This is a genomic window from Ichthyobacterium seriolicida (assembly GCF_002369955.1).
GTDB classification, from domain to species: Bacteria; Bacteroidota; Bacteroidia; order Flavobacteriales; family Ichthyobacteriaceae; genus Ichthyobacterium; species Ichthyobacterium seriolicida.
In genome coordinates this window covers 1656150-1673346 of the sequence record NZ_AP014564.1, presented here as the reverse complement: position 1 = coordinate 1673346, position 17197 = coordinate 1656150, and the positions used below count along the sequence as shown (strand labels likewise).

The window sequence follows — 17197 nt, the reverse complement described above, 5'->3', positions numbered from 1 at the left end:
TTTGTCTCTCATTTTTTTTAAAATATATTGCTTTAAACATTAAAAAAAACTACTACAATAATGGCTGGACATAGTAAATGGGCAAATATCAAACATAGAAAAGGAGCTCAAGATGCAAAAAGAGGCAAAATATTCACTAGAATAATAAAAGAGATTACAATAGCTGTTAAAGAATCAGGAAATGATCCAAGTAGTAATCCTAGATTGAGAAATGCCATCTCAAATGCAAAGGGAGAGAATATGCCTAAAGACAATATAGATAGAGCTATTAAAAAAGCGTCAGGCGATGACGCAAATACATATTCTGAAGTCACCTTCGAAGGGTACGCAAATGGGGGAGTAGCTGTTTTTGTGGAATGCACAACTGATAATATAAATCGCACTGTAGCTGATGTAAGAAGTATTTTCAATAAAAATGGGGGCTCCTTGGGGAAAAATGGATCCTTAGAATTTATATTTGACAGAAAAGGAGTATTCGTCATAGATACTGATAAAAATTCTATAGACTTAGAAAAAGTGGAGATGGAACTAATAGATTCAGGATTAGAAGAATCTTATATAGATGAAAATACAATCACCTTGTACACATCCTTTGTAGATTTTGGATTGATGCAAAACAAATTGGAAGAGATGAATATAGAAGTCAAACAATCTAGTCTAGATAGAATCCCTAACACCACGACAAAACTAGATTTAAACGAAGCTAAAAAAGTTCTAAACTTGATAAATAAATTCGAAGATGATAATGACGATGTTCAAAACGTATTTCACAACTTGGAAATGACTAGTGAAATAGAAGATTATTTAAACCAATAGAACTAATAATACTGCAACTTAAGATTACTAAAATCCGTAATCATTTGGCCTGGTGTATTCGTATTTTATGTCTTTTAATATAGGAGCCTTTATTCCTATAAAAAAGTTATATGAACTGTTGCCTATAGGAGCCCAATTTACTTTCATAATAAAGGAATCTAAATCTCTAGTTACATTTATATTGGTGTGAGAAAATCCAGAATTATCTAAATCATAACCAGAAGAAATATCAAATTTCCACTTTGTAAATGTTAAATCTATGCCAAAAGTTAAGGTGCTAGTTCTAGTTATATCTTTTCCTCTGATATTGTAATTCCAAGAATAACCAAAGTTTATATTCCACGGCAAATCATAATCCATATATGGAATGGGTTTTTTAAGATCTATCTCTTTTTCATTTTCTTTTTGATCATCATCTTCTATATTTTCCTCTACTTCACTATTTTCAGATATACCTCCACTTTTTTTATCATTTTTATCTTTTTTATCCTTGTCACTAGTACTCTCTTTTTTTCCAAAGATATCAGTATTACTAAGTCTGTATGAAGCTGTAAAACCCGTATTAGTCAATCTAAACAAAGAGCCGTTTGATATATTATAACTCTCTAATAGTTTTCCTTCTTCATCTATGGCATATGGACTAAAAGTACTCCTAACCTGTATATCTAACCCCTTTATTATGGTAGTCGAAGCATCTACTGATAAGTCTGACCATTTAAAGAAATCTTCTTTTGCCATATTATAACTAATATTCATATTCAGACTCCTAAACAGAATTATCTTTTTTACAGCATCTGCAGTATCTTTTTCTGATTTAAAAGCTATTTTACTCTCTAATGAATTACCAATTCCAAAGGATATATTACTCTCTTGTGAATTTCTAGGATATCCATATATCCCTTTTTCAAACCTGGAGTATTTCTCTTGTATAGTCTTGAGAGGATCAGATGGGTCTGGTCTATCAAAAGTGTCTTGATAACCCCAAAAGTCAGAAGTGAAATCAGGTTTATAACTGTATGAAATAGTTGGACTCAACACATGCCTTATAGCCTGCACAAAGGAATTTTTACCAAACTTAAACATACCGTAAAGTCTAGTAGAAAAGGACACTGAAAAATTAAATTCTCTAACCGAGTAGAATCCATATATTTTATCTTCCACAACCATTCCTTCTTCTTGAGTTTTTTCATCTATTTTATCTGGATCCCATCTCTTTTTAGAGACATTTTGATACCATATCTCTGTGAAATTTACAGAAGGACTAACATTTATATGTTTGAATAATTTAATGCTCGTGCTAGAGGATAAAGTGTTTTTTATACCATTTTGAATATTGTCAAATACTTGCTTTGTAAACAGTAGAGAATCTTTAACACCCACTTTATTATGTGCATTTGCCTGCCAGTTTATGTTAATTTTTTCCACCCAATTGCCTCTACTTCCATCATCTGACTCAAATGGATACCAAGGATCTGCATCTAGTGTTATAACTGGTAAATCTAAAACTAAGTCTCCAGTATTATTATTGTGAGAATGTCTGAGGTTTACAGATAGTCTAAGTGGTAACTCTTCAAATTTTTTATTCATAGATACAGAAGAGTTCGTAGTATTATTTAGGAAATTCTTAGAATGTCTCTCCCTAATAGAAGATTTATGATACTCACTACTAGCTATATTTACACTAGCGGAAAACAATAAATTTGGATTTGATTTTGGATCTTGTGTATGTGACCACTTGATATGGTATTCAGTATTTTTACTGTAATCTGATCTTCCCTTCTCGCTGAGAACCTTATTTATGTAGTCTACGAAAAAATTTCCTGAAAATTTATATCTCAATTTATAATTAGAACTACCCTCAACACGCCATCCTCCTCTAGTGTGAATATCACCTCTTAGGGTTAAATCTAAATTGTTACTAAAGGGGAAGTAATATCCCATTCCTTGTAATGAAAACCCTTCTAATTTGGTCTCTCCCCAAGTTGGAAATATTATACCTGAAGTGGGCTTATTGGACATAGGAAAAAAACCAAAGGGAACAAATATAGGAGTAGGCACTCCAGATATACTCATTTGAGCAGAACTAGTTACAATCTTATCATTACCTATTTTCTTTATCCTGGAGGAGGCTATATAGTAATCAGGATCGTCTTTTTTGTCAGTGGTAAACTTTCCATCTCTTATGTAAATGATATCATCAGATTCTTTTTTTATCCATTCTCCAACTATGATTCCCTCTTTATCTATTGTCTTGCCATTTTTTACAAGTACATTTTTAGTTTCTGTGTTATAAAATATTGTGTCTACATGATATACTTTGTCCCCTTGGGTGAACACTGGGCGTTGTACAATATTTTCTAATGTATCTAATATGCCGACGGCCATAACAGTATTTTTTTTCCAGTCTATGACAATTTTGCCAGCTTCGAGTTTCATGTCTTCGTATTTCAACGAAGCTTTATTATAGAGCATGGTCTCACGTGTTATAACATCATTTCTGATGGTATCTGTAGCGGTGTATTCAACTATTTCTTTTATAGATGAACTATCTGTTTTGCTCTGAATATAGAGATCATTTACAAGGGTGGAATCGATAATAGATTGTTGTTGAATAAGTAGAGAGTCACTATTTTCTTTCTCTACAGAGAGATCATTTACAAGGGTAGAATCGATAATAGATTGTTGTTGAATAAGTAGAGAGTCACTGTTTTCTTGCCCTTTGGATATTTCGCAAAAAAAAAAAGACAACGGTTAAGGCTATGAAATACTGTCTATACAAATCTAATTTCCTTTACAAGAAAAGCACTAGCAAATTTAGCCGTTTATTTAGAATACACTACTACTAATAGATTGTTTTTTTGCGCTCTATGAAGGACAATAAAAATAGATTTCAATTCTATTAAACTACCTGTAAGGTTAGTATATTCCTAAGTTTCTTACTTTAGCGGGTGTTTTTTTTAGGGGCAATATCTAAAGTGGTCTAGATTTGGTTAAATCCCTTTAAAATTAACACTTTGTGAATAATATTGAAAGGTAACTATGAATAATTTAGGTTTAAAAGAATTTTACTATCCCATCTTACTAGAACCCTTCCAAAATATGATGAACTTTTCACTTTTTGGAGAGAAAATAAAAAATACTCTACTAATTTTATAGCAACGCAAATTAAAAATATCAAAGTAATGCTGAGAATGATAGAAAGTATACCAAAAACAAATTATGATTTCCAACTGCTGCTGCTGTTATAAAATCTACTTTTTTAGCTCTTGGAGGGGGAGGGGGGAGGCTACAAGAAATGGTCCAAACCCATACCAAATCGGGGAATAATCCTGGAATCAATTTTTAACTACTTTTGGCAAAAGAGTTCGTCTATGAATAGAGATAAAGAGATATATCATCTTTTATTTACCCACTTTAAGGGTATTGCTTTAATAATTTTTCAAAAAAAACTATTTATGAAACACACTATTAATTCAGTTGTGAAGACAACTGTTGTCTTTTATGATAAGAGAACTATTAGCACATTTTTGCTATGTATTTTTTTAACTTTTTTTTCTCTTTTGTCTCACAGTCAGAAAAAAGATATCTCATTAGAAGATATTTTTAAAAACAATATTTTAAAAGCGCAGAGAATAGGGAATATTCATAATATGAAAAATGTCAGAAAATATACTCTTGCAAACGAGAAGGGCACTAGTATAGACGTTTATAATTACGGCGACACTGAAAAGGAATACAGCATTTTTGACGCTAATAATTTTTCAGAGATAAATAATTTTTCTGAATACTTTTTTAGTGAAGATGAAAAATTGATTCTTCTGTCAACTGATCAAGAGCGTATTTATCGTCATTCTAGGTTAGCTAAACACTTTATATACAACATATCTGATAAAACTATAGAAGCTCTTTCTCAGGAAAAAGAGATAGCTCCAAAATTTTCTCCTGACGGTAAAAAGATAGCTTTTGTGAGAGATAATAATATTTTTGTAAAAACTCTAAATACTAAATTAGAAACACAAATTACTTTTGACGGCAAGAAAAACAGTGTTATAAACGGCATAGCAGATTGGGTATATGAGGAAGAGTTTTCTTTTGTAAGAGCTTTTAAGTGGTCTAATGATAGCCGAAAAGTTGCTTTTATACGTTTCGATGAAGCTAATGTACTAGAGTTTTCCATGGATATTTTCGGTAAGGGGACCTATCCAACACAGACCAAAATTAAATATCCAAAAGCTGGAAGTGAAAATTCAAAGGTCAGTGTACATGTATATGATTTAGAAAAATCAAAGACTTTTAAAGTGGACTTAAGTGATTATACAGATTTTTATGTCCCTCGCATATATTGGACTAGTGAAAATGACAAATTATGTGTTTTGGTTATGAATCGTCATCAAAATAAAATAGATTTTCTCTTTGTAGATACTGACCAAAAAAGGCAGGAAGTGGTTTTTGTAGATACTGATCTGAGTTATATAGAGCTTGAGATGGATGTGTTTTTTTTGCCAGACAATTCTTTTATATGGCCTAGTGATAGAAGTGGTTGGAATCATCTTTATTTATTTGAAAACAAAAACAAGAAGATCAGACAGATTACAAGTGGAGACTGGGAGGTGACAAAATTTTACGGTTATAATTCTGGTCAGATATACTATCAATCTACTCGAGATGATGAGGGTAACGAGGGAATAAATAGACATGTATATAGCATTGATATTTCAGGGAATAATAACAAGAGATTATCTAAAAATACAGGTGTGAATAGGGCATTTTTCAGCAGTGATTTTACTCATTTTATAAATGAATATTCTAGTGTGGATATTCCCTATAGTTATGATTTATACAATAACAAAGGTGAATTTATAAAGAAGATAAAGGATAATAAGGAATTAGAAAATAACTTAAAGGATTATAAAATATCTAAAAAGAGCATTTTTACTATAAAGACAGATGGAGGTTATGATTTAAATGCTTCTATGATAAAACCATATAATTTCGATTCTAAAAAGATGTATCCAGTTCTTTTTGATGTGTATGGAGGTCCAGGTTCTCAGAAGGTATCAAATTCTTGGAAAAATGATTTATGGCATCAGTTTTTGTCTCAAAAGGGATTTATAGTTGTCTCTGTAGATAATAGGGGCACGGGTTTTAAGGGCAGAGATTTTAAAAAGATAACTTATAAAAAACTAGGCAAATACGAGATAGAAGACCAAATATATGCTGCTAAATATTTTAGAGAATTGCCCTTTGTAAAAAGAGATAATATAGGTTTTTTTGGATGGAGTTATGGTGGATATATGGCATCTTTGGCCATCACCAAGGGGGCTGATGTCTTTTCAACGGCTATAGCTGTTGCTCCTGTTACGAGTTGGTATTTTTACGATACTATTTATACCGAGAGGTATATGGGTCTTCCAAAGGAGAATATTAGAGGATATGAGGACAATACTCCTTTTAAATATTTAGATAATTTTAAGGGTAAGTATCTTTTAATTCACGGTTCTGCCGATGACAATGTTCACTATCAAAACTCTATGACGATGGTCGAGCATCTAGTTCAAAAGAATAAGCAATTCGATTTATTCGTATATCCTGATAAAAATCACGGAATATATGGAGGCAATACAACTCTTCATTTATTTACCAAGATAACAGACTTCATATTGAATAATTTGAAATGACAATCATACAATGAATATAATAAGGCTAAAGGAGGTCAACTCTACAAATGATTTTTTGTCGAAGATGGTTAGAGATGAATATCTACAGGAGTGGTCAGTAGTTAGAGCGGACTATCAAAGTCAGGGAAAAGGTCAGATGAGTAATAAGTGGTTATCCGATCCATACAAGAATTTGCTGTGTTCTATTTTGTTAAAACCTAATTTTTTAAATATAGGTTCTCAATTTATGTTGAATATGGTAGTTAGTTTGGGCATATTTAAATCTTTGAGTCAATATGTGGATAATGTGAAGATAAAATGGCCAAATGATATATATGTAAATTCAAAAAAAATAGGGGGAATATTAATTGAAAATACTTGTGTAAGTAAAAAAATAACTAGTAGTATAGTTGGTATCGGTATAAATGTGAATCAAGAAAAATTTGATAATTCTCTCAGAGCTACTTCCATTAAAAAAGAGACTAATACTAATTTGGATTTAGAGTTTTTTTTGGAGGATATACTCTCTCATATAAGAGCTTATTACAATAGACTGTGTAAATCGGATACTTTAAACATATACCAAGAATACGAGGATTCTCTATTTCAGATTGGGGAGAATAAATTATATAAGACTCCTGATGGAGATGTGTTTTCTGGCTGTATAAAGGGCATAGACACCTCTGGAAGATTAAAAATAAATACAGATGCTGGCAGCACGCTCACTTTTTCAAATAAAGAGGTTATTTTCATCTTATAAATAACCTCTATAACTCTTTGTCTTATTTGTTAAAATTTAGATTTTAAGTTTTTTTCTAATTCAGATAGAAAGTCTTCTGTGGTCAGGTAGTGTTTTTCTGTCAGAGATTTTCCGTGTATTATAAGAGCTAGATCTTTGGTCATCTTGCCACTTTCTACGGTTTCTATACATACTTGCTCTAGTGTATTACAAAAGTCCTTCAATTCTTGATTATCATCCAATTTTGCTCTGTGCAAAAGTCCTTTAGTCCAAGCGAATATAGATGCTATAGGATTGGTAGAAGTAGCTTCCCCTTTTTCATGTCTGCGGAAATGCCTAGTTACCGTGCCGTGTGCAGCTTCAGATTCTACTATTTTACCATCTGGAGTAGTCAATACTGAAGTCATCAATCCTAATGATCCAAATCCTTGAGCAACTGTATCGGACTGTACATCTCCATCGTAATTTTTACAAGCCCATATAAAACCTCCTTCACATTTTAGGCAGTAGGCTACCATATCATCTATAAGTCTGTGCTCGTATGTGATTCCAATACTATCCATTTTATCTTTGTACTCAGCATAAACTTCTTGGAAGATATCTTTAAATCTGCCGTCGTATTTCTTTAGAATAGTGTTTTTAGTAGATAGGTATAAAGGCCACTTTTTAGTTATGGCAACGTTAAAACAAGAATGTGCAAAACCATAAATAGAATCCTCTGTGTTGTACATAGACATAGCCACACCGCCATTATTAAAATCGAATATTTCCCATGTTTTATCTTCCCCTCCATCTTCTGATTTAAAACTCATGGTCAATTTGCCTTTACCTTTTATTACCACATCGGTAGCTCTGTACTGATCTCCAAATGCGTGTCTTCCAATGCAGATTGGTTTTGTCCAACTCGGAACCAGACGCGGGATGTTCTTGATTACTATAGGCTCTCTAAAAACTGTGCCGTCTAATATATTTCTAATAGTACCATTTGGAGATTTCCACATCTCTTTTAAGCCAAATTCTTTTACTCTACTCTCGTCTGGAGTAATAGTAGCACATTTTATACCTACACCGTATTTTTTTATGGCTTGGGCTGAATCTATAGTTATCTGATCATTTGTCTCATCTCTTTTTTGGATGCTCAAATCGTAATATTTTATGTTTAAGTCTAGGTAGGGAAAAATCAGTTTTTCTTTTATGAGATTCCAAATAACTCTAGTCATTTCATCTCCGTCTAATTCTACGATTGGATTGGCTACTTGTATTTTTTTCATTTAGGTTTGGTTTTTTATTTAATCGGATGATAACAGCTAGCAAAGGTAAGGCAAAACACAGAGTTTTCAAATAAGTCATAAAGATCTCTAGACTCTATTGATTTGACTTGGATTATAATATTTGGAAGTTATCCATTCGCTCTTTTTCCTATTGTAAAACCTATTTGCTGAAGTGTTCTTTTTTAAGAACGTTTTCTTTTTGGAAGTTATCCATTCGCTCTTTTTCCTATTGTAAAACCTACTTGCTGAAGTGTTCTTTTTTAAGAACGTTTTCTTTATGGAAAGGGGTAATTCATGGGTATTTAACCCAGATTATTCATAGTCATATGACTTTTTAAGGTTAGATCTATGGTTTTTTATCCAGTATTTATAAGTAATTGCCTATCTAACTCAGGTTATAAATAATATGTTTTTATTCCTCATTTTTGGGCTTTAGACACTATCCTGTAAAGTGTGTAAAGTTTATATTTAGGAAAAAAAATCCTAGATATTTTTTTAAAAAAAACTAATTAAAACTTTATACAAATGAAAAAAGAAGATTTATTAAAAGATGAATTCTTAAAGCAATTCAAAACAGGAGAAGATCTGCTATCATTTCTAAAAGATATTCAGAGACGAGGTATTGAAAAGATTCTAGAAGGGGAATTAGATTCACATTTGGATTATTCTAAATATGAGCAATCAAAGAATACAAATTTCCGCAATGGCTATTCTACAAAGAATGTTAAGACATCATTAGGAGAGAGCAAGATTAAAGTTCCAAGAGATAGAGATTCCTCTTTTAATCCTATGTTAATCCCTAAACGCAAGAATATGGCAGAAGGATTAGAAAATATAATCATCAGTTTTTATTTCAAGGGGATGAGTAATTCAGACATAGAGGATCAAATACAAGAGTTATACAATTTTGATATTTCTACATCTACCATATCCCGTATCACAGATAGAGTGACAAATGATATCATAGCCTGGCAAAATAGACCTCTAGAGCCTGTATATTTGATAGTTTGGATGGACACTATAGTATTCAAGGTTAGGGAGAATTCCAAAGTGATCAACAAGAGTATGTACATCGCTATTGGCCTTGGTAGAGATGGAAAAAAAGAAGTATTAGGCTTATGGTTAGGGAAGAATGAATGCTCTGCCTTTTGGATGAACGTATTAACAGATTTAAAGGCTAGAGGAGTTGAGGATATACTTATCACAGCTACGGATAATTTAAATGGCTTTACCCAAACTATAAAAAATGTATTTCCTGAATCCACAACCCAAATATGTGTAGTACATCAAATCAGGAATTCAAGCAGATATGTAGTATGTAAGGATAAAAAGACGTTTTTTAATGACATGAAATCAATATACAATTCCCCTACTAAACAATCAGCTGAGGCCAGCCCTAAATGACTTTGCAAAAACATGGGAATCTAAGTATTCCTATGCTGTTAAAAGCTGGCGAGATAACTGGGAGGAATTGTCTGCTTTTTATGAGTTTCCCGTAGAAATCAGTAAAATTATTTACACTACCAACTTGATTGAAAACCTCAATGGAAAAATCAGAAAGTATACCAAAAACAAATTGTCATTCCCAACTGATGATGCTGTTATGAAATCTACTTTTTTAGCTCTGAGGGAGGCTACAAAAAAATGGTCTAAACCCATACCAAATTGGGGAATAATTTTGAATCAATTTTTAACTATTTTTGACCAAAGAGTTCGACTATGAATAAAAACAAAAAAATATGTCATTTTTTAGTTACACACTTTACGCGATAGTGTCTAGGGTCTATAGTGAATATCTATCTATTCTTTTATCAAAACTTTGATATCTTCTTTATTGAGTACATTTGATTTACTTAATACCTTTATCAGAGTATCTAATTTATTTTCAGTATTAGAAAGCTTTTCCTTAGTAACAGAAAGTTCTTTCTTAGTAGAAATAAGCTCTTCATAAACTGCTTGTGTTGCTGAAATATTTAAAGTAGTAAGACCATCGTAATCTACTGATCGTAGATCGTCTACCTCTTTACCGTAGATGAAAACCTTATTTCTAGAATCTAAAACCTCTTCTGTTAAAAATGTATTAGAATCTATAACTCTTTTTACTTTTATAGATCTCTCTCCATCATTTTCTATAATAACTTTAACAAGATTTCCAACAGAAAAACTGTGAACCTTGTTTGTCGTTATAGTACTTCCTTCATTTGAAATTTTAACTGATTTAGCTAATTCATACACACTAGGGATAATACCTTTATTTATACTTATAACCTGTGGCAGTATGCCTTCTACTTGCTGAGCTATTACTTTTTTAAATGGCTTAACACCACTTTCTATACTGTCTATCATGGTATAATCTGTAATTTCTATATTTAGAAGTTTATTTAAATCTTCTTTTCTGTCTGATATACCTTTTATACTCTTAATACGCTTATCTGATATAGCTATAAATCTAGATTTTGTTAGAATAGAATGATCAGCATGTAAAGAAAGCAATTCATAATGATCACCAGTTTCAGCATTAAAAGAGTAATTATCTCTATAAGTAGTATTTTTATACTCGAAAACTCTTCTATTTACTTTTAAAGGGGTCTTTAGATTATAAAAACCTCTTGATAAAAAAACTGTACCCTTTAAATGTGTTTCCCTAACCTTATCATTTCCTAACACTACTGTGTCATGTCCCTTACCTTTAGCTTTGTGTCCAATGACTATTTCATTTGTAGACCCAGTAAGATAGGACTCGGATTCAGAACCTATATAAACAGATTGGTTAGAATGATCAGTATTTAAACCAGCTTTAGTCCCTAAAGCAATATTGTTTGAACCTCTGGTATTTTTAGCAAGTGCTTCGGTCCCTATAGCTATATTGCCATCACCTACTTCGTTATCCCTAAGAGCATCTTTTCCTAAAGCGATATTATTTGATCCTGTAATGTTTTGTCCTGAGTCCCCAAATAATATATTGTCATTGTCATCTTTCCGTGGTCCTGCTGCCGGTTTTTCTGGTTCTGCTGCTGGTACTATTTCTCCTTTATCCCCTTTGTCCCCTTTATCTCCTTTATCTCCTTTATCTCCCTTTTCTGATTTATCGCCAGCAAGACCTTTATCTCCTTTATCTCCTTTATCCCCTTTATCTCCCTTTTCTGATTTATCGCCAGCAAGACCTTTATCTCCTTTTTCCCCTCTATCTCCTTTTTCTGCTTTTTTGTCTATCATCTGCTTAAGCAGATATCCTTGATATGCTGATAAGACTTTTTTAGGGTCATGAGTTGAAAGGTTCAAATTATTAATAACTTCTAACTCTCCCTCATCTAACGTTTTAATTCTTGTTTCGTAGGTTTCTAATTTATATACTCTTTCATAAAGTTCTTTCCCCCTTTCAGCTGACAAAACTTTACCATTACCTCCGTTAAAATTATCAACAATATCTATTTTATCTAATTTTCTTTCTTCTAAATCTCTCCCTTTATTAGCAGATAGAGCAGCTGATACAATTCTAGAATTCAAATTATCTATAACATTTGTTTTTGGGCTATTTGCTGCATAAAATGCATAAGGGACACTAAGAATTTGACTCTTTTTTATAATAGCATTACTATAATTATTGTTTCCAGTCAGATCTATCTCTGATTTAATGTAATATGACTCCTCAGACCATGATAAATCAGACAATTTTAAACCTGAGAATCCTTGAGATCTAATCCCTTCTCCTACATTTAGATAAGCCAAGGCATTTTTATCTGTTTTAACATTCGAATGAACTTCAGAGTATACAACATTTTCTGATTTTTGTTCATTTAAGACATACAAAGAAATACGAATACTAACTGTAGACTCTTTTAAGAGTTGATTGTCCTTCCTAATCACAAACTGATAACTCAACTTATCAGGAAAATTCTTAGAAAAAGAATAGATACTTAAAAATGAGAGAAATATAAATCCAAAATAAAAAACAATTCTTCTAGTCATAACTATCATATTAGTTGATATAACTATTGTATTAGTTGATACAACTATATGCTCACGAAATTAAAGCTTTTTTAGAATATGCTAACATAGTAGTTCTATAAAATAAAAGGTTTAGTAAAAATTTGATGGTGATTATTTTTACCAAGTGACTTGTTAACCCAGATTATTCATAGTCGTATGAATTTTTTGGATATAATCTATCGCTTTATCCAGTATTTATAAGTAGTCATTGATGAACTCAGAGTTATAAATGGTATATTTTTATTCCTCATTTTTGGGCTATATCTAAAGTGGTTATTTTTGGTTGAAACCCTTTAAAAATAACACTTTATAGTTAAATTGAAATACAAACCATGAATAATCCAGGTTAATAGGATCTTAATTTATCTTGAACTTATTTTATCAAAACTTTTATATCTTCTTTGCTAAGAGCATTTGATTTACTTAATGCCTTTATTAGAGTATCTAATTTCTTTTGAGTACTAGAAAGCTTTTCCTTAGTAACAGAAAGTTCTTTTTTATTAGCAGAAAGTTCTTTTTTATTGGCAGAAAGTTTTTTCTTAGTAGAAACAAGCTCTTCATAAATTGCTTGAGTAGCTGAAATATTTAAAGTGGTAAGACCATCGTAATCTACTGATCGTAAATCGTCTACCTCCTTACCGTATACAAACACGCTATTTGGAGATATTTCATTTCCTAACTTTACTACAAAAGTATTGGTGCTTTTTATCTCTTTTACTTTGACAAAAATCTCTTTGCCATCATCCAAAATTAGTTTTACTGTATCACCCTTAGAAAATCCATGTGCCTTTTTTGTAGTAATTGATGTAGTATCATTTGTAGTCTCTATTGATTTAGTTGATTCGTAGACACTAGGAATTATACCACTATTCTTTTGTACAATATTTGGAACTATACTTTCTATCTGCTGAGCTATTACCTTCTTAAAATGCTGATTACCCAGTTTATTAGTATCTCTCATAGTGTAATCCGTGATTTCTATATCTAAAAGTTTTTTAAGGTCTGATTCTTTATCTGATATGCCTATTATGCTCTTGATACGTTTATCAGAAGTGAGTTGTACGCCATTTGCATGAACTGTTCCTCCTAAGTAAGTTTTAGTAATACTATTACCAATGGTTACAGTATTATTTCCATTTCCTACCGCACTATGCCCTATAACTATCTCGTTAGTACTCTTATTTGCTAACGCCTTAGTATTATTCCCTATAAAAATAGAATTATTTGATTCCGTGAATTTATGTTTTGAATTATCTTCATTGCCAGCATGACATCCTATAGATATATTATTATTTCCTTTAACCATGTTATATAAAGAACGTGTCCCTATCAAAGTATTATAGGAGCCAGTAGTATTATATCGGAGAGAATTCGTGCCAACTGAAGTATTACAGGAGCCAGTAGTATTATCTCGGAGAGAATTCGTGCCAACAGAAATATTAAAGGAGCCCTCAGTATTTACTTGGAGAGAAAAAGAGCCAACAGAAGTATTTTGTTTGCCCTTAGTATTCTTTTGGAGAGAATTCATGCCAACTGAAGTATTAAAGGAGCCCTCAGTATTCTTTTGGAGAGAATTCGTGCCAACTGAAGTATTATAGGAGCCACTATTATTGCTTTGGAGAGAACTTATGCCAATTGAAGTATTATGTGAGCCATTATTATTGTTTTGGAGAGAACTCGCACCAACAGAAGTATTATATTTGCCTTTAGTATTATTTTGGAGAGAATTATAGCCAAATGAAGTGTTAAAATCGGCAGTATTATTTCTAAGAGAGAATGAGCCAAAAGAAGTGTTATATGAGCCACTAGTATTCTCTTTTAGAGAACTATTGCCAATTGAAGTATTATGCATCCCAGTAGTATTTTTTAGGAGAGAAGATTCACCAACTGAAGTGTTATTACTTCCAGAGGTGACATCTTTTAGGGATTCATAACCAACAGCTGTGTTGCTACCTGAGCTAACTACTTCGTTACCAGATCTTATACCTAAAAAAGTATTTTTTTGACCACTACCTCCACTAGTTCCATCACTACCCTTACCAGACCATTTAGTTATAATATTATTGTGAGTATCTGTTTTTATAAGCGTATGTGCTTCTTTTATTTTTTTATCTAGTATTTTTCCCTGCTTAGCCGATAAGGGCTTATTAGTAGCATCACTGGTTAAATTATTTACAATATCAGTTTTGTCTATTTTTTTGACCTCTAGTATTTTCCCCTGCTTAGCTGATAAGACCTTTTTATCATCATCAGTGGTTAAATTAGTTGCAATATCAGTTTTATCTATTTTTTTGTTCTCTAGTTCCTTCCCCTGATTAGCTGATAAGGGCTTATTAGCATCATTACTGGTTAAATTATCTTCTATATCAGATTTATTTAATTTTTTGACCTCTAGTATTTTCCCCTGCTTAGCTGATAAGGCACTTGTTGTCTTATCAGATTCTAAATTATCAATAATTTCTGCTGGCCCTGGAGGACCTTGTTCCCCAGGGGGGCCTGGGGAACCATCCTTGCCATCTTTACCATTTTTACCTGCTGGGCCTCTTGCTCCATCTGCTCCTCGAGGACCTTGGATGCCGTCTTTCCCGTTAGTACCATTTTTACCAGAGGGACCAGTTAGACCTACTGCCCCTGTAGCGCCTGGGGTTCCAGCGGGGCCTTCTTTACCAGCAGGTCCTATCTCGCCTTGATCTCCTTTCTCTCCCTTTTCTGCTTTTTTGTCTATCATCTGCTTAAGCTGATATCCTTGATACGCTGATAAAACTTTTTTTTCATCATGATCTGAAAGTTCTAGGTCATTTACAACTTGTAGTTGCCCATTCTCTAACTCTGTAATTTTTTTTTCGTGGGTTCCTAATTTAGTATCCTGATTAGTTATCTTGGTTTCCTGAGCAGATATCTTGTTTTCTAAGGCTGTCTTCTGATTTTCTATCTTAACTTCTAAAGCTGTCTCCTGAGTTTTTATCATTTGATTAAGCTGATATCCTTGATGCGCTGCTAAAACTTTTTTAGGGTTATGAGAGTCTGTGTTTAAATCATTTACAATATCAGATATATTTAATTTTTTGGCTATTTTTTCATTAAGTTTATGTCCTTGATGCGCTGATAAAACTTTTTTAGCATCATGAGTTGAAACGTCTAGTGTGTTTACACCTTCTAGTTTCTCCTTCTCTAAATTTTTAAGTTTTTCTTCGTATTTTGCTAATTTACCTTCATGTTCATCTACCTTTTCTTTCTGTTTAGTTAACACTTTCTTATTATCATCTATCTTTTCTGTTAAATCTGCCTTATGAGCTTCTATCATATCCTTAAGGACTTTTCCTTGATACGCTGATAAAACTTTTTTAACTTCATGAGTTGAAGTCTTTAGATCATTAATGACTTGTAACTCTCCATCCTTTAAATCTTTAATTTCTTTTTCCTGGTTTTCTATCTTTTTTCTTTGAGCATCTAAATCTGTCTTCTGAGCATCTAAATCTGTATCTAACTTTTTAATTATTGTTTCGTGGGTTCCTAATTTAGTCCCCTGAGCATCTATCTTAGCTTCTAAAGCTTTTTGCTGGGTTTCTATCTTTTTTCTTTGAGCATCTAAATCTGTCTTCTGAGCATCTAAATCTGTATCTAACTTTTTAATTATTGTTTCGTGGGTTCCTAATTTAGTCCCCTGAGCATCTATCTTAGCTTCTAAAGTTTTCTTCTCTTCAGCTATCGTATTTTCTAAAGCTGTCTTCTGAGCAAATATCTTGCCTTCTAAAGCTACCTTCTGAGCATCTATCTTGGTTTCCTGAGCAGATATCTTGTCGCCCTGAGTTGTTAAGGCTGTTTTATTATCGTCTATCTTATTTTCTAAATACTTCTTTTCGGTTTCTATCTTTTTTTCTAATTCTTTCTTCTCATCATCTATCTTTTTTGTTAACTCTTTCTTCTGAGCAGCTATCTTTTCTGTTAGATCTTTCTCCTGTTGAGTTAATTCTTCTTTGTGTTTTTCTATCTTGGTTTCATGTTCATTTACTCTTTCATAAAGTTCTTTCCCCTTTTTAGCTGATAAAACTTTACCAACCTCTCCATTAAAATTATCAGCAATATCTATTTTGTCTAATTTTCTTTCTTCTAAAATTCTTCCTTGATTAGCCGATAACGCATTGGTTGCACTTCTAGAACTTAAATGATTTTGAATATCTATTTTTGGACTATCTGCTGCATAAAATGCATAAGGGACACTAAGAATTTGACTCTTTTTTATAAGAGCATTACTATAATTATTTTTGCCAGTTAGATCTATCTCTGATTTAATGTAATAAGAGTTTTTTGACCATTCTAAGTCAGACAATTTTGAACCTGAGAATGCTTGAGATCTAATCCCTTCTCCTATATCTAGAGTAGATAAACCATTTTTATCTGTTTTAACACTCCAATGAATTTCAGAGTATACAACATCTTCTATCTTTCCATTTAAAGAATATATAGAAATACGAATACTAACTGTAGATTCTTTTAATAATTTATCATCTTTCCTAATCACTAACTGATAACTCAATTTATCAGGAAAATTATTAGAAAAAGAATAGATACTTAAAAATGAGAAAAATATAAATCCAAAGTAAAAAGCAATTTTTCTATTCATAGTTTTATGATTAAAACAAATTGTTATAGATACATAACCGACTAAATTAACACTTCTTCTTTTAAATATGCTAATATAATAGCTCTATATGTCGAGCCTA

General features: G+C 31.9%; 7 protein-coding genes and 1 pseudogene. 4 read left to right on the top strand and 4 right to left on the bottom strand.

The annotated features are described in order from the left end of the window. Positions 1-60: 60 nt before the first annotated feature. Positions 61-816 (top strand): YebC/PmpR family DNA-binding transcriptional regulator, encoded by a 756-nt coding sequence (locus JBKA6_RS06400; RefSeq protein WP_096686967.1) that lies wholly within the window; start codon positions 61-63, stop codon positions 814-816. A 27-nt stretch (positions 817-843) separates the two neighbouring features. Here the strand turns inward: JBKA6_RS06400 and JBKA6_RS06395 are convergent, their stop codons facing one another. Continuing rightward, positions 844-3564: a putative LPS assembly protein LptD gene (locus JBKA6_RS06395; protein ID WP_096686964.1), complete on the bottom strand. Its 2721-nt coding sequence runs from the start codon at positions 3562-3564 to the stop codon at positions 844-846. A gap of 707 nt (positions 3565-4271) precedes the next feature. Here JBKA6_RS06395 and JBKA6_RS06390 point away from each other — a divergent pair. Next, positions 4272-6494, top strand: a complete 2223-nt coding sequence (locus tag JBKA6_RS06390) for a S9 family peptidase (RefSeq protein WP_096687402.1) — start codon at positions 4272-4274, stop codon at positions 6492-6494. Positions 6495-6504: 10 nt separating this feature from the next. Then, positions 6505-7233, top strand: coding sequence for a biotin--[acetyl-CoA-carboxylase] ligase (locus tag JBKA6_RS06385; RefSeq protein ID WP_096686962.1), 729 nt, complete (start codon positions 6505-6507; stop codon positions 7231-7233). Positions 7234-7262: 29 nt separating this feature from the next. On the opposite strand, the gene JBKA6_RS06380 is transcribed toward JBKA6_RS06385, so the two are convergent. Further along, positions 7263-8483 carry an isocitrate dehydrogenase (NADP(+)) gene (locus JBKA6_RS06380; RefSeq protein ID WP_096686961.1) on the bottom strand — a complete coding sequence of 407 codons (1221 nt, stop codon included), beginning with the start codon at positions 8481-8483 and terminating at the stop codon, positions 7263-7265. A gap of 525 nt (positions 8484-9008) precedes the next feature. Between JBKA6_RS06380 and JBKA6_RS06375 the strand changes: the two are divergent. After that, positions 9009-10206 (top strand): annotated as a pseudogene (locus JBKA6_RS06375) (IS256 family transposase). Positions 10207-10283: 77 nt separating this feature from the next. On the opposite strand, the gene JBKA6_RS07710 reads toward JBKA6_RS06375, so the two are convergent. Together JBKA6_RS07710 and JBKA6_RS06365 are read right to left on the bottom strand one after the other, a co-directional pair. Further along, positions 10284-12452: a hypothetical protein gene (locus JBKA6_RS07710; protein WP_231952046.1), complete on the bottom strand. Its 2169-nt coding sequence runs from the start codon at positions 12450-12452 to the stop codon at positions 10284-10286. Positions 12453-12846: 394 nt separating this feature from the next. Next, the gene (locus JBKA6_RS06365) at positions 12847-17097 is read right to left on the bottom strand and encodes a tail fiber domain-containing protein (RefSeq protein WP_096686960.1); all 4251 of its coding nucleotides are present in this window, start codon (positions 17095-17097) and stop codon (positions 12847-12849) included. Positions 17098-17197 lie beyond the last annotated feature (100 nt).

Coding starts and splice junctions, on each gene's coding strand:
- JBKA6_RS06400 (WP_096686967.1), top strand. CDS start 61: ATGGCTGGACATAGTAAATGGGCAAATATCAAACATAGAAAAGGAGCT.
- JBKA6_RS06390 (WP_096687402.1), top strand. CDS start 4,272: ATGAAACACACTATTAATTCAGTTGTGAAGACAACTGTTGTCTTTTAT.
- JBKA6_RS06385 (WP_096686962.1), top strand. CDS start 6,505: ATGAATATAATAAGGCTAAAGGAGGTCAACTCTACAAATGATTTTTTG.
- JBKA6_RS06380 (WP_096686961.1), bottom strand. CDS start 8,483: ATGAAAAAAATACAAGTAGCCAATCCAATCGTAGAATTAGACGGAGAT.
- JBKA6_RS07710 (WP_231952046.1), bottom strand. CDS start 12,452: ATGACTAGAAGAATTGTTTTTTATTTTGGATTTATATTTCTCTCATTT.
- JBKA6_RS06365 (WP_096686960.1), bottom strand. CDS start 17,097: ATGAATAGAAAAATTGCTTTTTACTTTGGATTTATATTTTTCTCATTT.